Genomic DNA, 22,797 nt, shown 5'->3' with positions numbered 1-22,797 from the left:
ATCTTTTCACAGCGTAATGCAAAATATTCTTAATGACTTTTGAGGCAAAAATGCCGTAACACGTATAAACAAGAAATCCCTTTCATATTTACGAAAGAGTTGATTTACAATATTTTACTGATTTACAAACAATTATTAGCGCCAAAAGAGTTGCAAATGTACGAAAAATAATTCAGTCCCACAATATAAACGTCTTCATTTTGAAGCGGTTAAATCATTCCCAAATAAAAAAGGCCGCCCAAACTGGACGGCCCTTCCTTATTATAAAAAATGATCTTAAAATTTATTTTACAATAACTTTATAAGATTTTGCGGTTGTTTTTGTTTCCACTTTCACAATGTAGACACCTGCTACCAGTGAAGAGGTATTAACAGAAGCATTCCCTTTAAACTTGTCTGTTTTTACCAATTGACCCTGTGCAGAGAAAATAGTATAAACTCCTTCTTCCCCAGACGTAATCGTAAGGTTTTCACCTGCTTTTACCGGGTTAGGATATACTTTAACATCTGATGCAACAGCAGTAATATCAGTAAATTTAGCAGCTACAGCTCCTGCATTTTTAGCGAATGAAGCATATGGAGACAATGGAGAATTAGGTGCTCCCCTCTTTATAAGATCTGTATCTACAACAGCCTGGATACCATCTTTATCACTATCGCTTATTCTGGAAATAAATCCTGAACCAAAATCATCCAAATTATCTTTACCGATAACCCATAGATCATTGTCAACTCCGTTTGAATTTAAATCTACAAAATCCGGCTTATCATCACCGTCTGTATTTCTAATAGGGTATTTCAATACTCCAGAATCCGGAGAAGTTTCTAAAACATCAGCAAGACCATTAGTTCCAACAGCAATACCATTGTCGATAATACCATTATGATCAGCATCAATTTGATTAATTACGGATACCGGAATACCTGATTCAAATAAATCTAAAATACCATCATTATCAGAATCAAGATCTAAATAACCTGGAATTCCATCTCCCAATACTTGAACAGGCCCAAATACTCCTTCTGTATCATCATCTTCAAATTTACCATTCTGATCAAGATCTTCAATAGCATCAGGAATACCATCATTGTCAGAATCCAGATCACATGCATCTACAATTCCATCACCATCCGTATCAATGCTAGGAGATTTATCATTTACTGCTGTACAACCTTCTGCACAATCCGGAATACCGTTTCCATTTGTATCAATGCTGTCATTCCCGTTTGGACATTGGTCAAAACAATTAGGCACCCCATCGTTATCATCATCTCTGCTGGCAAACGCATTATAGATATAATAGTTCTGAGGAATTCGTACTCCTGTACCACTATAGAAAGTTACCTTAATACGGTTGAAAGGCCTTGTTGATTTACCTCCTACATAAAATTTATTAGAATCTGTTGTAAAGAAGTTTCCACTAATCAGACTTCCTGTACTTGTGAAAGTATCTGTCTGAGTACTATTATTGTAAAGTGTTACCGTAATATTTTCAAGAACACTTACTCCAATCAGGTTCGCCGCTTTCTCCAATGTGAATCCCGCATAAGTATTAGCAGGAAGTAAGCTGTTAGTACTTACTGTAGCATACGCTGAGAAAATGCTTAAAATTGAAGCAGCCGGAATAGTTGCTGTAGCATAATTAGATGTATTGGTATCTACAATAGCTGATGGGTTTACCATTTTTGCTAAAATAAGACCAAAAAGTCCAGGACCTGAAGTCCAGTTACTTCCTGAAACCAGGTCTCCCTGGAACGCGCCACCACTTGTTTGAATTTTATCATTACATTCGCAAGCTACAGGCTCCTCAAATGCATAATACACTTTCAAAGCGCCCAAATTAACCCCTACAGTTTGTGTAACTTTTAAACGCACTTCGTTAAAAGGCTTAGAAGACGTAAGAGAAACTTTTTGTTTTCCTGAACCAAAACCTAACACTTTAATATTGATAAGCCCTCCTCCATCAGATAGCGTTTTGGAATCCTGCAGTTGCCCATATAAATAAGTTTCTATCGTAATATTTTTTAAGAATTCTGCGCTTAAAAGCTTTCCTTCATCATCCGGAGAAATCACAAAACCTGTTTTGTTTCCTGCAGGATATACTTGATTTTTATCTAATACTCCTACTGAGTAAGACCCTAGAAGTCCAGCCGGCAATACAATTGATCCGTAAGAATTTTTATCTCCGTCTCCTATTCTTTCTCTGTTTTGAACATAAGAAAGTGGCGCCAGAAAACTGCTGCTTCCTGATACATTCCCGTCTACTCCACTTCCAGCAATGATATCATCACAGATTCCATTATTGTCAACTGGTACTTTAGCCGGATCAAATGCGAAAGCATAATACACATTCATTGCACTGAATATTGAAAGCACATTCGTTTGATACAATCTTACTTCATCAAACTCTCTTGTTGTTTTAAGATGAAGGAAAATTCTGTTTTTAGCTCCTCCAAAGGCAGGCACTGATAATAAAGTACTGCTTGTGGTAGACTCTTGCAGAACTCCATTTTTATAGGTACTGATTCTTAATGAACTCAGCAAATCCACAGTAATAAAGCTTGTCCCCAGATCTACATTGAATCCTGTAATGTATCCCGCCGGATAAGTAGTATTTGTGTTTTTTACAGATATACCGTTTCCACTTACCAATGAAGCAAAGTTCCCCATGCTTACGCTGTTATCTAAATTAGCGTCTATGACCGGATTCATACTTCCATTGTAACAAGCAAGGCAAATCCCTGAGTTATTTACAGGCTTTGCCTGCACGCCCATCCCACGGATAGGTTCGTATCCTTTTTGAGCAAATACTACCGCTGACATAGTCAACATAAGAAGCACTACTGCAAATCTTTCGAATAATTTTTTTACCATTTTTTTGTTGTTTTATTTTTTGTTAAAATTTGTGTTCTATTATAGCGACGCCCAACCATAGGTAGTATTACCAGTCTGTCTGCATCCAAAAAAATTACCGGATGTTACACCTAACACTGTCGTTACTTCATATACTATTGATCCTGCATTAGATGCATCACATGTCGGTTTTGTAGTAGGTTTTATTTGGATAGCCTTGCTCACTTCCAAATCTGCAAAATTGCTTGGATTAGGAGTTACATTTATTCCGACATCGGTAATCGCTGTACCTACAGCTCCCTGCCCGGAGAATACATGTGCAGTATTAGCATACGTTGATTGGTTACCCACTGAAGTACCGTTAATTCCGATTGCAACAGAAGCTGTTCCACTCACTGTATTATTGCTTCCGAAAGCAAAATTATTTAAGCTGACAACGTTATTGGCCCCAAAAGCAAATCCTCCATTGGTAGCATTGTTTGTATGCCCTACTGCCACAGCAACTGTATTTCCTGTTGTATTAAAAGCCCCGAAAGCGAAATTAACAGCTTGGAGGGTAGAATTACTGGTTCCAAATGCTTTTCCACCTCCTGCTGCATTATTATTCTGACCAATAGCAATAGCAGGAAAATTGGCAGCCGAAGCAGTTGCTGTATTTCCTCTACCAAGGGCAATATTATTGGAAGTTGCATTTATAGAATTACCACTTCCCCACGATAAAGAAGAACCATTTTCACCCCCTCCTGACAAACCTCCTGCAGTGTCAAGTACAGCATGTGTTTTATTACCGCTTGAAACAACTAAATTATCTGTAGCCCCCTGAGTACCTAAATAATTAGCAGAAGCCGGTGCATTTCCTAATGTTTCAGCAACTGTGCTTACTTCATTATCTCCATTTCCCACAGTATGCCAGTCTGTTCCAGTCTGCCCCACCCATTTTGCTCCATCAAAATAATAATAGCCTGGAGTTACCACATTACTGGTCTGACCAGTAGGGGTAGCATCAATAATGGTTACATACACCATTGCACCTGTTTGCGCGGAGGTATATGTTTTAGCAACCAATTGGCTTATTGAAAGTCTCGGTGCTATAATTCCATCCAGTTTACCTGTGACTGTCGGAAATCCCGTAACATCTAATGTAGCTTGAGGAAGAGCAGTATTAATCCCAACCTGTGCTTGTACAAGATATCCTGTAAAAGATAAGACTGCAAGTGTTAATAATTTGTTTTTCATTCTAATGATATTTGTTGTTTTTGTTTTAATGTCTGAAGATGTAGCACTCATCATTTAGCTTAATAAATAAGCAAATGATCGAATTTTGTCTGTAAAAATTGATTATGTAAACTGAGAAATTAGTATTAATTCCAACTTGCGCTTGTATGACAAATCCTGCAAACGACTGAACTTTTCTGTTTAAAATTACTTATCAGAGATCTACTAGAGATGGCTTAGTAAAAGAAAAATTCAAGTGTATATTATGATAGAATTGCTCTAGGAATTCATTACCTCTATTTTTATGTTGTAATGAAAAATCAGGAATTTTACAATCTATTTTGTAGAGTAATGGGATTCGTTCTCCTATGATATAATTATATCCTGACACAGGTAATGATTTAAAATATTCCTTATAAGTCGAGAAAATACCTGAATTTTGGCTCTTCTCCTTAAATAAAGAGGGATCAGTCTTAAAAATCATTTTCTTGATAAAATGGAAAGCATCATTAAGCAAGCTGATCTTACTTTTATCATTCTTCTCACAAGAAAACATTTCAGCCGAAGTAATTGCTGATGGGGGTAATCCTGCCTTTAATTTCCTTATGCTTAATAATAACCTGTACAGTAAGAAGTTAATTATATAGCATAGGAAAAGAAAATCGTTTCTTTTCAAATTATGTGTGTTTTTTCAGGTGCAAAGATATATCTTTTTTTCAATAAAAAATGAAATTAATTAAAAATAAAATCACAAAACACCAATAACTATAATTATTATTCAAAACATAGTTATAATTTTTATCAAATAATAAATCATATTAAGATATGTAATTATTTAATACAATTATATTGCATTACAATTGAAAATAAAAACACTCTTTCATAATATTAAAATAAAAAAAGCCTGAGCAGTTATGCCCAGGCTTATTATGTAAGAGTAAAATGAATTACTTCACTTCTACTTCAGCACCAGCTTCTTCAAGTTGCTTCTTAAGAGCTTCAGCTTCGTCTTTAGAGATACCAGTTTTGATAGCAGCAGGAGCTCCATCTACGATATCTTTAGCTTCTTTAAGACCAGCACCAGTTAAATCTTTTACTAATTTAACGATAGCCAATTTAGAAGCACCAGCAGCTTTAAGAATTACGTCGAATTCAGTTTTCTCTTCAGCAGCTTCTCCACCACCTGTAGCAACTACTACAGCAGCAGCAGCTGGCTCAATTCCGTACTCATCCTTAAGGATAGTAGCTAATTCGTTTACGTCTTTTACAGTTAGGTTTACTAGCGTTTCAGCTAAATTTTTTAAATCTGACATTGTTGTAATGTTTTTGTTGATTATTTATTTAATTTCTTGAGTGTAATTATTCAGCACTTGGAGTTTCTTCCGTGCTTTCTGCAGCAGCTTCTGGAGCTTCAGCAGGAGTTTCTTCTACAGCAGGAGCAGCTTCTTCAGCTTTAGCTTCTACCGTTTCAGATTTGTTTTGAAGAGCAGAAACAACTCTTTGAATTGGAGATTGAAGTAATCCAATGATTTCTCCGATCATTTCTTCTCTAGACTTGATGTTAGCAAGTGCAGTTAAGTTTTCGTCTCCAACGTAGAATGTTTCCTGAAGGTAAGCAGATTTTAAAGCTGGCTTATCTTCTTTCTTTCTGAATCCCTGGATTAATTTCGCTGGACCGTTTGCAGTCTCAGAAACCATTAATGCAGTGTTTCCTTTAAAAGTCTGGAACATTTCAGAGTAATCTACTCCTTCAATTTGCTCCATTGCTTTTTGTAAAAGTGTATTTTTTACAACTTTTACTTTGATATTTTGTTTGAAAGCCTGTCTTCTGAATTCTGAAGACTTAGCCGCGTTCAATCCGTCTAGATCTGCTACGTATACTACTTTTGCATCCTGAAGCAAGTCTTTGATCTCTTGTATTGCTACAACTTTTTGGTCTTTTGTCATTGTCTTAAGGATTTATATTAGTTAACAGATTTAGTATCAATTGCAATACCTGGGCTCATTGTAGAAGACAAATAAATGCTTTTTACATAAGTTCCTTTAGCAGCAGTAGGCTTCATTTTGATCAATGTCGAGATTAACTCCTGAGCATTTTCCTTCAATTTATCAGCATCAAAAGATACTTTACCGATACCTGCATGGATAATACCATACTTATCTACTTTGAAGTCAATTTTACCTGCTTTTACTTCAGCTACTGCTTTACCAATTTCCATAGTTACAGTACCTGATTTAGGGTTAGGCATCAAACCTCTTGGTCCTAATACTCTACCTAAAGGTCCTAATTTACCCATAACAGCTGGCATAGTAACGATAACGTCAACGTCTGTCCAACCTTCTTTTATTTTTTGTAAATATTCGTCAAGACCCACATAATCAGCACCCGCTTCTTTAGCTTCAGCCTCTTTATCCGGAGTTACAAGAGCTAATACTTTAACATCTTTACCAGTTCCGTGTGGAAGAGATACAACACCTCTTACCATTTGGTTTGCTTTTCTTGGATCTACACCCAATCTAACAGCGATATCTATAGAAGCATCAAACTTCGCAGTATTTACTTCTTTTACAAGAGCAGACCCTTCGTCAAGGCTATAAACTCTACCTTTTTCTACTTTGCTTAAAGCTTCTTTTTGCTTCTTCGTTAATTTTGCCATTTCTCTAAGTTTTAAGCGTTAGTTGGTTTTGTTCCTGTTACTCTCAATCCCATAGATCTAGCAGTACCTGCAACCATAGAAAGAGCAGAGTCTAAAGTAAAACAGTTAAGATCAACCATTTTATCTTCAGCAATTTTCTTTACTTGTTCCCAAGATACAGCACCTACTTTGTTTCTGTTTGGTTCACCGGAACCTCCTTTAATTTTTGCAGCATCCATTAACTGAATTGCAGCAGGAGGAGTTTTGATTACGAATTCAAAAGACTTGTCTTCGTATACAGTAATTACTACTGGCAAAACTTGCCCAGGCTTATCCTGAGTTCTTCCGTTAAATTGTTTACAAAACTCCATGATGTTTACACCGGCAGAACCTAATGCAGGACCTACTGGTGGAGACGGGTTTGCTGCCCCTCCCTTCACCTGAAGCTTTACCATTTTAAAGACTTTTTTAGCCATTTTTTATTTTTTAAATTTGAATAATTAATGAGTTTGGAAGCATTATTTATTCAGCAGGTTACCGCACTCACATATAGTAAGCCTACTTTTCGGACTGCAAAATTATGAAATATTTTTGAATTACCAAACGGAATGTGTTGATTTTTAGAAAGAATTATATTTTATTTTCAAAAACAAGGTAAGTTTCTGGTTCTTTCTCATTCATAAAGAATCTGTAGCATATCCATAATGCAATCACTGAGGTCTGTATCCATTCAAAATCTAGTTTAAACCGAATATTCGCCGCATGCCCTACCAGATAAGGAAAAGTAAATCCTGCAAATACGACACACAGAAACAGAAATAGTTGCTTATTATTTTTAAAAAAGTATAGTAAGCTTAAAAATAATAAAATATTAATGATCACCACATATGCCTTCCTTCCAACAAGAATGGATAATCCGTTGTCATCAAAATATCTTTTGGGAACATACCACAAACTGATCAGGTTATTAATTCCTTTTTTTAAGGGTGCCCATTGATCTGCTTCAATGATCTTATGAACTTCATTTTCATAAATATGTTCCCCTACAAATTCATCATGGGCTACAATCTGATTAGTAATCTTTTCCTCCTCTTGTTCCGTAATAAAGTGATTATCCGGTAGGATCTGGTATTCTGAAACATATCCCAGATATACATTCTGCCAAACCGGAGATTTACTCATAATAAGCCTATCAAAACTAATATAATTCCGAATTACCCAAGGAGAATAACAAATCCCGGCTATCAAAAAAACAACTGCTATATTTTTTAGTGAAAGTTTTTTATAAAAGCATAAAAGTAAAGTCATCAATACCATAAGAGGTATGGCTACTACCTGAGTTAATGCCAATACAGCTGTCATCACAGAAAAGGCTATTAACATCCAGGATGACCTCCTTTGCATCCACAATTCTGAATAAAGATAGAGCCAAACAGCAAAAAACAGGATAAATAGGTTAGTTGCTTCCAGAATATTGGAATAATAAAAATATGAAGGAGAAAAAATAAAGAAATAGGCAGATAAAAAGCCTGCGATTTTCAAATTTAAATTTTCAAAAATTTTAATGATTACAACAGGGATAATACAATAAAAAATGTGCTGGGTAATAATAATAAACTTTACAGCGCTCAGACTTCCTAAAATTTTTATAAAAAAACTTAAAAACAGTGGATAAACAGGAAGTTTGTAGGCAGAACTTCCATACCTTAAGTCTAATGAATATACCCCATAGTATGCAATATTTTTAGCAATTTTCCAATCCTCAAAAAAAACAGCAGTAAAATTATGATGTGCTGAAAAGGATATTTTTATTAAAAAAATAAGTACATTAAAAATAAGAAAGGTTTTCCAATTAAGAAAAAAATCGGCAAAACGCATTTTTGAGGAACTCAGCATATATAAACTTCTAATAAGTAAAAATAAAAAAAGCGGATTAAAAAATCCGCTTTTCTTTTATGTATTGTTTTCGTTTATACTTTTTCTACCTGCATGTAGCTAAGCTCCATTGGAGTTTTTCTACCGAAGATAAGTACAGAAACTTCAATTTTCTTTTTGTCTTCAAGAATCTTCTCAACAGTACCATTAAATCCATTGAAAGGTCCGTCAATTACTTTAACGTTTTCACCTACTACGAATGGAATTTCAACATCACTTGCAAATTCAGAAAGCTCGTCCATTCTTCCTAACATTCTGTTTACCTCAGATTTTCTCATTGGAACAGGATCTCCACCTTTGGTTAAACTCAAGAAAGAGATAACACCAGGGATGTTCTTAATCGCATGAGGAATTTCACCCATCAATTCTGCTTCGATCATTAAGTAACCAGGATAGTAAGGTCTTTCTTTAGGAACTTTTTTACCGTTTCTAATTTGAATTACCTTTTCCATAGGAATAACCACTTGAGTAACGTACTGCTCAAACCCTAAACGTTTGATTTCTGTCTCAATATAGTTTTTCACTTTATTTTCCTGTCCGCTGATTGCTTTCAGCACATACCATTTCAATTCGCTCATTATGGGAAAATACTTTTTGTTAGTTGAACAAGTTGATGAGTATTCCTATTATGTTGCTGATTGCTTTTGAAAACAATTCATCAACTCCAAAGGTAAATAATGCCAAAATAACTGTCGCTATAGTCACTACGATGGTAGAAGACTGTAAGTCAGCCCACTTCGGCCATTCAACTTTATGTCTGAATTCGTTATAAGAACCTTTTAAAAAATCAATTAATGAACTCATAATTTATATTTGCACGGGCACAAGGATTCGAACCCTGATCAACGGTTTTGGAGACCGGTATCCTACCATTGGACGATGCCCGTAGATAAAAAGCTTCCGTAATTCCTTACGGAAGCCTTATTTATTTTAAGATGATTAGTCTAAGATTTCAGTAACCTGACCTGAACCAACTGTTCTACCTCCTTCTCTGATCGCAAATCTAAGACCTACGTTAAGAGCGATTGGTTGTAACAATTCTACAGTAATTTCTAAGTTATCACCAGGCATTACCATTTCTACACCTTCTGGTAAGAAGATCTCACCTGTAACGTCAGTAGTTCTTACGTAGAACTGAGGACGGTACTTGTTGTGGAATGGCGTGTGACGTCCACCTTCTTCCTTAGAAAGGATATAAACAGATGCTTTGAATTTTTTGTGTGGCTTCACAGAGTCTTTCTTAGCGATAACCATACCTCTCTTGATGTCAGTTTTTTCAATACCTCTCAACAATAGACCTACGTTATCACCAGCTTCACCTCTGTCTAGGATTTTTCTGAACATCTCAACTCCTGTAATTGTAGAAGTTAATTTTTCTTCACCCATACCGATGATATCAACAGGATCACCTGTATTGATAATACCAGCTTCGATTCTACCAGTTGCAACAGTACCTCTACCTGTAATAGAGAATACGTCTTCGATTGGCATCAAGAATGGCTTATCTGTATCTCTTGGTGGTTGCTCGATCCAAGTATCAACAGCATCCATTAATTCTTCAACACTTTTGAACCACTTATCTTCTGTGTTAACAGGAGTTGCAGTAGCTGCAGTAAGTGCACCTAGTGCAGAACCTTGAATTACTGGAGAGTTATCTCCGTCGAAATCGTAAGTAGACAATAAGTCTCTAAGTTCCATTTCAACAAGCTCTAACAATTCTGGATCATCCACCATGTCAACTTTGTTCATGAAAACAACGATTCTAGGTACGTTTACCTGACGGCAAAGCAAGATGTGTTCTCTAGTTTGAGGCATTGGTCCGTCAGTAGCAGCACATACTACGATTGCACCGTCCATCTGAGCAGCACCAGTTACCATGTTCTTTACGTAATCCGCGTGACCTGGACAGTCAACGTGAGCGTAATGTCTATTTACAGTTTCGTACTCAATGTGAGCCGTATTGATAGTAATACCTCTTTCTTTTTCTTCTGGAGCAGAGTCAATAGCGGAGAAATCTTTTTTCTCAGCAAGACCTTTGCTCGCTAATACAGCAGAAATAGCAGCTGTAAGAGTAGTTTTACCATGGTCAACGTGACCAATAGTACCAATGTTCAAGTGTGGTTTGTTACGATTAAACGTTTCCTTTGCCATGATTTAAAATTATTTATTTATTGTTTATTCAAATTTTCGGTGTGCAAATATAATGAATTTTTAAATACTAAAAACTTTTTTATACAAAAAAATCAATATTCAAATCCAAAGAATTACAAACTCCATATATTTCTATATATTGAGACTGCAAATTTACACAAAAATCTCTATTTAAAAAATCCTTATCCTCTATTTTAACGAATGTTTTAACAAAAACAAATCCCTACTTTGTTCGTTTTTCTTCTTTGCGTCTGATTTTCAGGAACATGTTTTATGCCTTTATTAAAAGATATTGTCAAAAAACAGATCAAAATTCACGGCATATTTCTTCTTGCATATAATTATGAATCCATAAAATCAATCGTATGAAAAAAATATTATCCTATTATTGAGTATTTTACAAGAGCTCAGTATGTATTTTCACGTAATAGTTTCTTTAAAATTCATCTTCTCACAATCATTATGCTTGATTATAATTGGTTTTTGACGTCCGAAAGACAAGCCAATAAGCTTAAAACTTCGCACAAATTATACATATTCAATAATAAAAAGCCTGAAATACATGTATTTCAGGCCTCAATTAATATAAAATAAAAGAACTCTAGATCTGCTGCGATTTTTTAGTTCGGTTGAAGATCCAGAAAATGATCGGGAAAATAAGAAGAGTGAGGACGGTCGCTGTAATAAGCCCGCCAATAATCACAATGGCAAGCGGTTTTTGCGACTCAGATCCGATCCCGGTGGATAATGCAGCCGGCATAAGACCTATAGAGGCCATCAGGGCAGTCATTATTACGGGTCTGGTTCTGGATTTCACCCCATTTAATATAGCAAGGTCCAAATGGAGCCCGTTTTTAACATTTTGATGAAATTCTGTAATCAGAATAACTCCATTTTGTATACAAATTCCCAGGAGGGCAATCATTCCTACTCCGGCTGATATTCCAAAATTCATCCGGGTAACGTGCAGGGCGATAATTCCTCCGATCAAAGCAAAAGGAACATTAGCTAATACCAGCAATGAATCTTTTATATTTCCGAAAAGAATAAACAACAGGAAGAAGATCATCAGAATACTTACCGGTACGACCTGCGCTAATCGGTGTGATGCCCGCTGCTGATTTTCAAACTGGCCTGTCCACCCTACTGAATAGCCGTCCGGAAGTTCAATTTTAGATACTTTTTTCTGTGCATCGGCAATGGTACTTCCTAAATCACGGTCACGGATTGAAAATTTTACTCCAATATATCTTTTGATATCATCTCTGTAAATAAACGCAGCACCATTATCTTTAACAATCGTACTGATTTCTTTTAACGGAATTTTCGCTCCGTCCTGTGTAGGAACCATCAAAGCAGCAATATCATTCTCATCTTTTCTATATTCCTGTGAATACCGAAGGCGAATCGGAAATTTCCTTTCTCCGTCGAACATTTCTGAAGCTGTTTTTCCTCCAAAAGCCATTTCAAGAACAGCCTGTGCATCTGCAGGCATTACTCCGTAGGCCGCCATTTTATCACGGTCTAAAACTACACTTACTTCCGGCTGACCAATGTTTTTAATGATTCCAGGATCTTTTACCCCATCAACATCTTTCACCTGCTGTAAAACTTCTTCCGCCAGTCTGTCCAGGGTTTGAAGATTATCTCCATAAATTTTAATTCCGTTTTCTGCTTTGAAACCGGCAACGGCTTCTGCTACGTTATCTGAAATCGGCTGAGAATAATTAAAAGTAATTCCCTGATAATTTCTGAGTTTTTTATCAATTTCTTCGATCAGTTTATCATAGCTGATTTTACGTTTCCAGTCTTCTCTGGGCTGAAGATTGACAGCAAACTGCACGAATCCAAATCCATTAGGATCGGTTCCATCATTACTTCTACCAGTTTGTGCCAACACATCCGTTACTTCAGGGAAGCTCATGATGTCTTTCTTAAGAAGATCAGCTGTTTTTAAGGATTCCTTTAATGAGGAACTCATCGGCATTTCTGCGGTTATCCAAAGTGAGCCTTCGTTAAGCTGCGGTAAAAATTCAGTTCCCAAAAACTTTCCGGAGAACAGCGTCACTGCCAAAAATGAAATGGCAACGATTAAACTCATTCTTTTATGTCTGAAAGTATAGTTGAATCCTTTTATCACAATTCTGTCCCAGAAGTTAACAAACGGATTGTTCTTTTCTTTTACATTTTTATTTAAAAGAATATGGGAAAGAACGGGAACCAACGTTAAAGTGAATATTAAAGCTCCTGTTAATGCAAACCCCAGGGTAAAGGCTAATGGCGAAAACATTTTACCTTCTACCTTCTGGAATGAAAAAATAGGAATCAATGAGGTAATAATAATCAGTTTTGAAAAGAAAATTGCTTTCCCAAGACCTGTTCCGGTTTGCTTGATCCAGCCTCCTTTAGCCATTTTATTAAACTTTTCTTTTCCATATTTCTCGGCTTTGTGGTCAAGCATTACAAAGAGCCCTTCCACCATGACGACGGCTCCGTCAATAATAATCCCGAAATCTACAGCTCCTAATGAAAGGAGGTTCGCACTCATTCCAGCCAGTTTTAAACACAAGAATGCAAATAACAGGGATAAAGGAATAATAATAGAAACAATCAACGTAGTTCTCCAGTCTGCCATGAAGATTAAAACAATCACCGTTACCAATATGATTCCTTCAATAAGGTTATGCATTACAGTATGCGTGGTAAAATCCATCAGATTGTCACGGTCATAGAAAGTGACCATTTTAACATCTTTTGGAAGGATCTTTTCGTTAAGCTCTTTAATTTTTGCTTTTACACCTACCAACACATCACGCGGGTTTTCTCCTTTTCTCATCACGACAATACCTTCTACGGTATCTTCGTAGTTGTTCAACCCTGCCTGCCCTACTCTAGGCATCGAGCTTTCATGAACATCTGCTACATTTTTAACCAAAACTGGGTTTCCGCTGTCATTTTGAATGGTAATATTACCAATATCCGCAACGGATCTCACCAAACCTATTCCTCTTACGACGTAGGCCTGTCCGTTTTTCTCAATAACATCTCCGCCCACATTTAAATTGCTTTTGGTAACGGCATCATACACCTGAAGCGGTGTAAGATTATATTTATCCAATGCTCTGGGATCAATGCTTAATTCAAAAACTTTGTCCTGACCTCCAAAAACATTGATATCTGCAACTCCGGGAACACCTCTCAGTGCTCGGTCTACCACCCAGTTCTGAAGGGTTAAGAGTTCTCGGGAATCTTTTTTCTTGCTTTCAAGGGTGTATCTGAAAATTTCTCCGGTTGGCCCATAGGGTGGTTGTACTTCCGGGTCTACGTCATCAGGAAGACTGACTGTCCTTAATTGGTTATTGACCTGATTTCGTGCAAAAGTATCGTCCACCCCATCATCAAACAGAATTTTAACAATAGAAAGTCCAAACATTGTGGTACTTCTCACGCTAGTCTTCTTCTGTACCGGGCTCATTGCTAATTCGATGGGTGTTGTGACAAAGCGTTCTACTTCTTCTGCGCTTCGCCCATTCCATTGAGTAATGATTACAATTTGTGTATTGGTAACGTCAGGAAAAGCCTCAATAGGCATATTTTTGAAACTTATAAATCCTGCAACCGCCAAAATTGCCACCCAAATAAAGGTAAATGCCTTATTTTTAAGGGAGAAAGCAATTATATTTTTTATGAATTTATTCATGATTATTTACATTAATAACCTAAAAAGGCCGTTTAAAGAAAAATTTCAGTGCTCTTAATTGTTGAGAGAACGGTAAATCAACAATTGATTATTGGTAATTACTTCTTCTCCTTCTGACAAACCTTCTGAAACATAGGTAACATCACCGGCCTGTTTCATGACTTTTATTTCTTTAACTTTCAAATCTGCTCTTGATTTATAAATGACTACAAAACTTCTGTTATCATCAAAAATCACGGCTTTGGATGGAACTGTAAGTGCCGTACTTGTTTCAGATCTTGAAACTTTTATGGTTGCCTTACTATCGGGAATTAATAATCCGTTAGCATTATCCAATACTACCCTCGCCTGCATTGCATTAGTCTGGGGATCTATAATTTTAAATATTTTATCAATTTTTCCGTAGAAAATTTTGTCCGGATATGAGAGGGTGGAAACTTCAGCTTTCATTCCCAGATTTATTTTATCAATATCGGATTCGTTGACGTTCATAATTGCCCATACATTGCTTGTATTGGCTACATCAAAGATATTATCGCTTCTGTCCGCTCTCAGCTGCATATCTTTATTGATATTCTTTTGAACGATATAACCGCTGATCGGGGCAACAACACTGTAAATATTTCCTTTTTTTACATTATATACTGTACTTACAGCATTCGCTCTCTGCATTTGATCCTGGGCTTTCTGCAATTGGCTTTTAGCTTCAAGAACATCTCTTTCGGTATTCAGTTTTCCTTCGTACATTTCTTTGGCAACCCGCACATTATTTTGGGCTACTACAAGATCTGTCTTCGCATCACTTACATCTTTTTGCACTTCTGCAAGCTCGGTACTTCTTATGGTTGCCAGAATCTGTCCTTTCTTCACATAATCTCCCAGTTCTACATTCACGCTCAAAACATTACCCCCCACTAACGGATAGACATCAATATAGCTGTTTTTGTCAGCAGATATCTTTCCATAAAAGTTGTAGCCATCTTCTATATATTTCTTTTCAACTTTTGCCAAAGTGATCGATTTAAGCATTGTATTGCTTAATTCAAAGCCTTTTTTCGCTTGCGATGCCTTATTTTCCTCTTTTTTGGAACAGGATAATAAAGACAAGGCTACCCACATGGTAATGATATATTTTTTCATTGTTTAATAGAAGATTTTCGTTTGTACTAGTTGATTGAGCTGTTCTGCCGACTGAATGATATCGTTTTTCATATCATAGATTTGAAGCGCGGTCTGCCGGTAGCTTTCCATAAAGTCTGTAAATTCGATCAGGCTGACATTGCCGCTTCTAAAATTTTTCAGCATTCCGTTGTAAACCAAATCCATATTATTAAGGTCAGTGGCTTTAATTTCTGAAAACTGGTCGTATTGTGTTTTCCAGGTTCTGAAAGCAGATTGTACTTTCGTTTCAAGATTTAGTTTTTGGTATTCTGCGTTTTTTTGATTCTGCTGGATGGCAAAACCTGCCTTTTCAACATTTCCTTTATTGCTTTTCCAAAGCGGTAAAGGAATTCCAACCATTACGTTTACTTCATTCTGAAAAGTTCCTCCATTTTGGTCCCAACCCGCTCCGACATTCAAATCCGGAACGTTTAATGATTTCTGCCATTGGGCAAATAGCTTACTGTTATCAATCAATTTTAAATTGTATAAATAATCTGCGTTATTTTCCAGGGCTTTCTTTTTTAATTCTTCTTCATCTCCAAAAGGCTGGGAAGCCAGAATTTCCGTAGCTTCAGCATCTGAAAGCTGTGGCTCTATATCATCTGTAACTCCTGTTAATACTTTTAGAGTTTGCTCCACTTCCAAAATCGTCTTATTGATCTCTACTTTATCATTATTTAATTGAATAACAATACTCTGCAGCCTCACTTCATCTTTAAGAGAAATATTCCCTTTTGCAGACTGTACTTTATAAGCGTTCAGCAACTCTTTCATATAGCCAAGCTGTTTATTGGTATTTTCGAGTTTTAATTTTTGGTAGTAAAGATTGTAGTAAGTGGTGTGAAGCTGTGTTTTAAGCTCAACCAATAATTGGGAAAACTGAATCTGAGCGAGTTCTTTATTTGATTTGGCAAAAGCAATTTCATTTTTCTTTTTGCCCCCCATATAAATGAGCTGCGTTACCTGTGCTCCTTTTGAATGGCCAGCATCAAAAACTTTTTTATCCTGAGGATTATATGCGTTGAATTGTCCGCTTAACTGCGGAAGTTCCCATATTTTAGACTGCAGAATATCTGCATCCGCCATATTGATATTATATTGTTCAGCAAGCAGTTGAAGATTGTTCTTCTGGAAAGCTTCTTCGCAATCCAAAAGCGACATATCCTGTTGTGCTGCCATGAATGAGGAAATGACAATAAACAGTCCTGCAATTTTGTTCATTTTTTTACTTTTAAATTACAAAATTGCCTTGAATCGATTAAAACAAACTTAAAGGAGGATTAAAAAAAAATTAAATTTTTTCGCTAGCAGCTGTGTTTATGGGATTTTTTTAATTGTTTTTAAGATATAAAATGTCCATTTTTCATTAAAATCCTACTATGTTTTAATGAAAAATCAACAAAAAACCAATGCGCGTTTCACTAAATAAGGAATTATTAAATAGAAAAAGCTACTTTTCAAAGATAACACTGAATTTGTTGGTGCTTTCTGCAGGAGAAGAATAGATAATTTCTGCACCGTGATATTCCAAAATTCGTTTTACAATTCGTAATCCTAATCCTGAACCTGAAATATTTTGTGAATTATTACCTCTCATAAAGGCCTCAAATAATTTTGACTGTTCTTGTTCGGGAATTGTTTTTCCACGAGAAATAACATCTACTATCAGTTTCAAATTTGTTTCAGTGATCAGTACATCCACTTCCGTATGATCTGAATATACTGCGGCATTCTTAAACAAATTGATAAAAACAATATCCAGCAGCGACTGGATTCCATTTATGGTTAAAAGAGGGTTCTCAGAAGTTTCTTCGGAAATCAAAAAATCCATTTTCAGCGTTGGATAACTTTTTTCTACGGCTTCGAAGGATTCAAAAATGACTTCATCAATTCTTACTTCCTCATAAATACTTTGAATATTTTCTTTGTCAAATTTAGTAAGAAGCAATAAAGAATTCGTTAAATCCGACAATTGATACACGTCTTTTTGGATCTGTTGTAAAGAAAGCAGGGTTTCAGGGGAATGCTGCTTGAGCTTAATTAAATTTTCCAGCTGAAAAGCCATCCTCGTAATGGGTGTCCGGATCTCATGGGAGGCACTCGCAGTAAAGTCTCTCTGTGACTGGAAAACGTCATCTAACCTGGCGATCATGGTATTGAAGGACTTAGCCAGGACATTTATTTCGTCATTGGATTCCTGAACGGGAATTTGGGTGGTTAATTTATGGGCCGTAACTTCTGAAATCTCTTTATTCAAATCTTCCAAAGGGCGTAGAAACTGGCCCATGAAATAATAACTGAAAAATCCGATAAGAAGTGTACTCATTACATAAGCAGCAATCAGTAGGTATTTAAGATAATTCAGTTTAGATTTTCCATTGGTATCGAAAGCACTAGTGAGGATATAATAATTTTCTCCATTAATTGTTCTTAGGGCTGCATAAATTTCGGGAACTGTTTTTTCAGTATAAATGATTTTTTTTTCATCCAATTCTTTGAGCAAAGCACTATCCCAAGTGACATTACGGTCTTTTATAGTACTGTATATCAGCTCTTTTTGACCATTGAAGATTAAAATAGTTTCATTGAGAAGTACATTATCTGCATTTTCGTTAAAAAAAATGGGAGCTTCTTCTTCAAAATCTTTTGACTTTGAGATAAAATGAGTCGTAAATTCTAAGCGCTGCCTGAATCTTTCCTTGAATTCATCCCTTCTGAAATCATTAAAAGACAAATAAATCACAGCCATCACAACACCAAAAAGCAGTGAAAAAGCAATACTGATCGTGAGGGCTATCTTTCTCTTTAATGACATTTTATAATGGGCTTAAATAATATCCGAATCCTGAACGCGTATGAATCAGCTTAAGTTTAAAATCTTTATCGATCTTTTTTCTTAGAAAATTAATGTACACTTCTACCGTATTGGTATTTGTATTGAAATTATGCTCCCATACATGTTCGGTAATCTGCTGTTTAGAAACTGTTCTGCCCTGCGCTTCTGCAAGGTAGGCCAGCAGTTGAAATTCTTTTAAGGTCAGGGTAATTTCATTCCCGCCGCGATACACTTTTTGTTCTGTTTTATTAATAATCAAATCGTCTATTCTGATGATGTCCTGATCTGTATTCTCTGAAGGCATTTTTCTTCTCAATAAGGAATTGATACGAAGCAGAAGTTCTTCAAACTGAAAAGGTTTTACCAGATAATCATCCGCCAACCTGTTGAAAGCATCTTTTTTATCGGAAATATCGCCGTATGCAGAAATGATGATAATGGGTGTACTTTTATCAAAAGAACGAATGGTTTGGCAGACATCAAGCCCATTGATCTTGGGAACATTGATATCAAGCAGGTAGAGTTCATAACTATTGTTTTTAATCTGGCGAAGAAATGTCTCCCCATCATAAATTTTATCACAAGTAAAATTATTTGACTCTAAGAACTTACAAAGTTCTGCCGAAAGAATAAGGTCGTCCTCTAATAAAAGAATATTCATCAAATTTATTTTATACGAATTTAACGAAAATTTTTATGATTTTGAATCAATGACGGAAGTGACTTCGCTTTCTGAGGTATTTTAATTAAATTTTAATAGAATGTAGAGTGTTCCGAAGTTGTTTTCAGGTGATAAGAATATTGAAACCTAAAAATACATTAAATAAATGTCTGGAGCTATTGTCAACAATAGCTTTAATGGCTTCTCAATTATAGACTCTAATCGGAAAACTTCAGGATATTGAATGATATTGATTTAAAATTTCGGGCAAAAAAAATCCCGATTGTATCGGGATTAAAAGTGGAGCCAACTACGGGACTTGAACCCGTGACCTCTTCCTTACCAAGGAAGCACTCTACCGCTGAGCTAAGTCGGCCTGAAACAAAAAAATCACACTATCTAGCATGATTTTTTTTGAGCGGAAGACGAGGGTCGAACTCGCGACATTCAGCTTGGAAGGCTGACGCTCTACCAACTGAGCTACTTCCGCAATTTTGTTTCCAAAATTATTGGTAAACGCTTTGCAAATTTAAGAAAATTCTTTCTAATCTGCAAATTATTTTTTCAATATAAACTGTGGGAAGAGCAGGATTCGAACCTGCGAAGCCGAAGCAACTGAGTTACAGTCAGTCCCATTTAGCCACTCTGGAATCTTCCCTAATGTTTATATTAAAATTGAGCCTCCAGAGGGATTCGAACCCACGACCCCGAGATTACAAATCACGTGCTCTGGCCAGCTGAGCTATGGAGGCAATTTTAAAAAAAGTACTGAACACTTTAGAGAATGCTACTCTATGCAATTCAGCTGTAAAAAAAAACCACCCTGTTAAAGTGTGATTTTATTGAGCGGAAGACGAGGGTCGAACTCGCGACATTCAGCTTGGAAGGCTGACGCTCTACCAACTGAGCTACTTCCGCAATTTTGTTTCCAAAACTATTGGTTAACGCTTTGCAAAGCTAGGAAAATCCTTTTAAACCTGCAAATTTTTTATTAAATAAAAATGTGGGGAGAGCAGGATTCGAACCTGCGAAGCCGAAGCAACTGAGTTACAGTCAGTCCCATTTAGCCACTCTGGAATCTCCCCAAAAGTTTATATTAAATGAGCCTCCAGAGGGATTCGAACCCACGACCCCGAGATTACAAATCACGTGCTCTGGCCAACTGAGCTATGGAGGCAAATAAAAAAGAATTCAAAAGATCAACTGTTCCCTTTTTGCGAGTGCAAATATAGAACTGATTTTTTGAATTCTCAAACTTTTTGCTAACTTTTTTTAACTTTTTTTTCTAAGCCATTTCTTTTTTCTTGATTAATAGCTTTTTAGCTGCATCAACGCAAAGATCCAGACTTTCTTCAAAAGAGCTAGAAGTCTTTTTTACTACAATATCGTCTCCCGGAACGGCCAATATCAACTCTGCAGTTTTATTTGCTTTATCCGATGTGTTTTCTACTTTTAGGAAAATTTTACATTCATGAATCTTGTCATAAAATGTTTCCAGTTTACTAACTTTTTTTTCAATGTGTGATTCTAATGGTTCGTGTGGAGTTAAACCAATTGATTGAACTGTGATCTTCATAATTCTTCTTTTTTAGATGCTCTTGGATGAGCCTGATTAAACACTTTTTTCAATTGTTCAATATTGGCATTCGTATAGACCTGAGTACTTGCAAGACTGGAATGCCCTAATATTTTTTTTACTTTGGAGATCTCCGCCCCATTATCTAAAACGTGTGTAGCAAAGCTATGTCTTAGAATATGAGGACTTTTTTTTTGCTTTGTAGTTACAAGACTAAGGTACTTATTAACCACAACATAAACAAATTTTCCTGAGAGTTTTTTCCCTTTCGGATTGACAAAAAAACATGATTCTTGTTTGTCTTCCGGTTTCCTTATTTCCAGGTAACTTCTCAACAGATGAGTTAAATCTTCAGATATAGGAACAAAGCGTTCTTTATTTCCTTTTCCTATAATTTTCAATTCATTTTCGTCTAACTTAACATTGTCAAACATCAGGCCACAAAGCTCTGCTTTTCGAATTCCTGTCTGATATAATACTTCAATAATACACTTTTCCAGCAGATCCGGCTCTTCTTCCAAAAGACGGTCATTAAGAGCCTGCATTTCTTCTTTGGACATAGGAGTCTGCTTTTCAGCATAAAATTTCAGGGAAGGGATCGTTTCAGTAGGAGAAACTTTAATTTCACCAATTTTTAAAAGAAATAAATAAAAACTTCGGAGTGAAGACAATTTCCGGTTGATGCTTCTCTTTGCAATATTATTTTCACTGAGATCAACGATAAAATTTCTGATTACTTTTTTATCCGCTTTGGAAATATCGTCGGATGATTCTGTTTTGAGATAGAAATGAAGGAAATCTTCAAGATCTTTTTTGTAGCTTGCAATGGTATGAGGCGAATACCTCTTTTCGAATTGTAGATAGTCTAAAAATTTTTCTAACATGGTTGGGGCGCAAATAAAAAATTCACTCCTCAAATATAGTATTTAAGAAGTGAATTTAATATGTGTTTAAGAAAAATTTCTTAAGCCTGCTCTTCCTTGCTAAGTCCTCTTTGCTTGTAAGCAGCTTTCAACCTAGCTTGTCTTAAAGTTACAGAAGGCTTGATAAACGCTTGTCTAGATCTTAATTGACGAACTGTACCTGTTTTATCAAATTTTCTTTTATATTTTTTTAAAGCTCTGTCGATGGATTCACCATCTTTTACTGGAATTATTAACATATTTTACATCTCATTTTGGATTGCAAAACTAGACATTTTTTATTAAACTGCAAAATTTAACTCTATTTTCTTTCAAAAAAATACAGTAGAAGTTATCCACAATTAAGCACAAGAATGTGGATAAGTCCAATATCCTTACATTTGAGTTACCCTCTATTATACCTTATATTGTTAACAACAGCAATATATATGAACATATCGTGGATTATCTGAAATGTATGCCGTATTATGAACTATATGTAAACAAAAAGTTTTATATTTGCAATCACTTAATTCATGGGGTTGACTGGTTTCGACAGCAAGATCAATGGGTAAGTAAGCATGCAGAGAACCGTAGCGCGATCTCTTTAATCCCTTGCTACACAACTTTAACTGGCAACGAAGAGTTCGCTCTTGCAGCTTAATCCGAATAAAGTAAGATTCAAGCGCTTTCCCGAAGATAGTAAGGAAGCAAGATATCTCACAAATGCTCCGTTCTACGGCGTTTGATCCTGAGATATAGGAATGTAGAAATAAGGTTTCAGATGCTTCGGCTGAAACTCGAAAACCTTAGAAGATAAGCTGGATGTTGGGTGTCTGCCCTCTGCCTTCAGTCGAAAATCAATGGTAGAATAAGCATGTAGAAATCTTATGTGTTGCTTGTTTGGACGAGGGTTCGAATCCCTCCAACTCCACTTTTTAAACTAAAGAGAAGATGTAAATAATTACATCTTCTCTTTTTTGTTTTATCAAATCAGTATAATATGGGGTCCTTAGAAGTCTCTATCTTAATTGATGATTGTTTTGAAAAGGTCTACTGCAAATACTTTGAAAGGTAGTTAGAAATTTATACGTAAATCCAGAACCAAGGATAAACACATATTGTATTATGGCAAAAACTTCCCTCAAAAAAGGAAGTTTTGCTTTA

18 protein-coding genes, 8 tRNA genes and 1 other RNA gene are annotated in these 22,797 nt (G+C 35.9%); 1 reads left to right on the top strand and 26 read right to left on the bottom strand.

The genetic code is table 11. The features are described from left to right. Window positions 1-283: 283 nt before the first annotated feature. The 26 genes from SB679_RS13845 to rpsU all read right to left on the bottom strand — a co-directional run bounded on the left by SB679_RS13845 (window position 284) and on the right by rpsU (window position 21,890). Entirely contained in the window at window positions 284-2,875 is a 2,592-nt protein-coding gene (locus SB679_RS13845) for a T9SS type A sorting domain-containing protein (protein ID WP_410702884.1), read from the bottom strand. A 39-nt stretch (window positions 2,876-2,914) separates the two neighbouring features. Beyond that, window positions 2,915-4,090, bottom strand: coding sequence for a hypothetical protein (locus SB679_RS13840; protein ID WP_410702883.1), 1,176 nt, complete (start codon window positions 4,088-4,090; stop codon window positions 2,915-2,917). 926 nt (window positions 4,091-5,016) lie between these two features. After that, complete coding sequence (gene rplL, locus SB679_RS13835) at window positions 5,017-5,382, bottom strand: 50S ribosomal protein L7/L12 (RefSeq protein ID WP_410702882.1); 366 nt, start codon at window positions 5,380-5,382, stop codon at window positions 5,017-5,019. A gap of 46 nt (window positions 5,383-5,428) precedes the next feature. Further along, window positions 5,429-6,016, bottom strand: coding sequence for a 50S ribosomal protein L10 (gene rplJ / locus SB679_RS13830; protein WP_410702881.1), 588 nt, complete (start codon window positions 6,014-6,016; stop codon window positions 5,429-5,431). Between the two features lie 17 nt (window positions 6,017-6,033). Beyond that, complete coding sequence (rplA, locus tag SB679_RS13825; RefSeq protein ID WP_034710357.1) at window positions 6,034-6,726, bottom strand: 50S ribosomal protein L1; 693 nt, start codon at window positions 6,724-6,726, stop codon at window positions 6,034-6,036. Window positions 6,727-6,737: 11 nt separating this feature from the next. After that, window positions 6,738-7,181: a 50S ribosomal protein L11 gene (gene rplK, locus SB679_RS13820; protein ID WP_034710356.1), complete on the bottom strand. Its 444-nt coding sequence runs from the start codon at window positions 7,179-7,181 to the stop codon at window positions 6,738-6,740. Between the two features lie 154 nt (window positions 7,182-7,335). Further along, a complete protein-coding gene (locus SB679_RS13815; protein ID WP_410702880.1) occupies window positions 7,336-7,887 on the bottom strand; it encodes a hypothetical protein in 552 nt (183 codons plus the stop codon). Between the two features lie 788 nt (window positions 7,888-8,675). Then, on the bottom strand, window positions 8,676-9,218 hold the full coding sequence (nusG, locus tag SB679_RS13810) for a transcription termination/antitermination protein NusG (RefSeq protein WP_034710351.1): 543 nt from the start codon (window positions 9,216-9,218) through the stop codon (window positions 8,676-8,678). A 19-nt stretch (window positions 9,219-9,237) separates the two neighbouring features. Next, a complete protein-coding gene (gene secE / locus SB679_RS13805) occupies window positions 9,238-9,444 on the bottom strand; it encodes a preprotein translocase subunit SecE (protein WP_034710350.1) in 207 nt (68 codons plus the stop codon). Between the two features lie 12 nt (window positions 9,445-9,456). Further along, window positions 9,457-9,527 (bottom strand) — tRNA-Trp (locus SB679_RS13800). Between the two features lie 52 nt (window positions 9,528-9,579). Next, the gene (gene tuf / locus SB679_RS13795; RefSeq protein ID WP_410702879.1) at window positions 9,580-10,791 is read right to left on the bottom strand and encodes an elongation factor Tu; all 1,212 of its coding nucleotides are present in this window, start codon (window positions 10,789-10,791) and stop codon (window positions 9,580-9,582) included. 601 nt (window positions 10,792-11,392) lie between these two features. Further along, on the bottom strand, window positions 11,393-14,491 hold the full coding sequence (locus SB679_RS13790; protein WP_410702878.1) for an efflux RND transporter permease subunit: 3,099 nt from the start codon (window positions 14,489-14,491) through the stop codon (window positions 11,393-11,395). 54 nt (window positions 14,492-14,545) lie between these two features. Continuing rightward, complete coding sequence (locus SB679_RS13785) at window positions 14,546-15,631, bottom strand: efflux RND transporter periplasmic adaptor subunit (RefSeq protein ID WP_410702877.1); 1,086 nt, start codon at window positions 15,629-15,631, stop codon at window positions 14,546-14,548. Between the two features lie 3 nt (window positions 15,632-15,634). Then, a complete protein-coding gene (locus tag SB679_RS13780; RefSeq protein WP_410702876.1) occupies window positions 15,635-16,876 on the bottom strand; it encodes a TolC family protein in 1,242 nt (413 codons plus the stop codon). Window positions 16,877-17,105: 229 nt separating this feature from the next. After that, a complete protein-coding gene (locus SB679_RS13775) occupies window positions 17,106-18,470 on the bottom strand; it encodes an ATP-binding protein (protein WP_410702875.1) in 1,365 nt (454 codons plus the stop codon). A gap of 1 nt (window position 18,471) precedes the next feature. After that, a complete protein-coding gene (locus SB679_RS13770; RefSeq protein ID WP_034710341.1) occupies window positions 18,472-19,152 on the bottom strand; it encodes a response regulator transcription factor in 681 nt (226 codons plus the stop codon). A 301-nt stretch (window positions 19,153-19,453) separates the two neighbouring features. Beyond that, window positions 19,454-19,528: transfer RNA gene (locus tag SB679_RS13765), tRNA-Thr, on the bottom strand. Between the two features lie 41 nt (window positions 19,529-19,569). Beyond that, a tRNA-Gly gene (locus SB679_RS13760) sits at window positions 19,570-19,642 on the bottom strand. An 87-nt stretch (window positions 19,643-19,729) separates the two neighbouring features. Then, window positions 19,730-19,810, bottom strand: a tRNA-Tyr gene (locus SB679_RS13755). A 20-nt stretch (window positions 19,811-19,830) separates the two neighbouring features. Then, window positions 19,831-19,904 (bottom strand) — tRNA-Thr (locus SB679_RS13750). A gap of 93 nt (window positions 19,905-19,997) precedes the next feature. Further along, window positions 19,998-20,070, bottom strand: a tRNA-Gly gene (locus SB679_RS13745). An 86-nt stretch (window positions 20,071-20,156) separates the two neighbouring features. After that, a tRNA-Tyr gene (locus tag SB679_RS13740) sits at window positions 20,157-20,237 on the bottom strand. Window positions 20,238-20,255: 18 nt separating this feature from the next. After that, window positions 20,256-20,329: transfer RNA gene (locus SB679_RS13735), tRNA-Thr, on the bottom strand. Window positions 20,330-20,437: 108 nt separating this feature from the next. After that, window positions 20,438-20,728: an HPF/RaiA family ribosome-associated protein gene (locus SB679_RS13730; protein WP_034710340.1), complete on the bottom strand. Its 291-nt coding sequence runs from the start codon at window positions 20,726-20,728 to the stop codon at window positions 20,438-20,440. Further along, entirely contained in the window at window positions 20,725-21,612 is an 888-nt protein-coding gene (locus SB679_RS13725) for a tyrosine-type recombinase/integrase (RefSeq protein ID WP_410702874.1), read from the bottom strand. Before SB679_RS13725 ends, SB679_RS13730 begins: the two co-directional genes overlap by 4 nt. An 80-nt stretch (window positions 21,613-21,692) precedes the next feature. Then, the gene (rpsU, locus tag SB679_RS13720) at window positions 21,693-21,890 is read right to left on the bottom strand and encodes a 30S ribosomal protein S21 (RefSeq protein ID WP_034702010.1); all 198 of its coding nucleotides are present in this window, start codon (window positions 21,888-21,890) and stop codon (window positions 21,693-21,695) included. Window positions 21,891-22,168: 278 nt separating this feature from the next. Here rpsU and ssrA point away from each other — a divergent pair. Next, window positions 22,169-22,567: a transfer-messenger RNA gene (gene ssrA / locus SB679_RS13715) on the top strand. Window positions 22,568-22,797: the final 230 nt, after the last annotated feature.

The organism is Chryseobacterium sp. SIMBA_029 (genome assembly GCF_046535275.1).
Lineage (GTDB): Bacteria > Bacteroidota > Bacteroidia > Flavobacteriales > Weeksellaceae > Chryseobacterium.
This window is presented reverse-complemented; position numbering and strand designations above follow the sequence as displayed.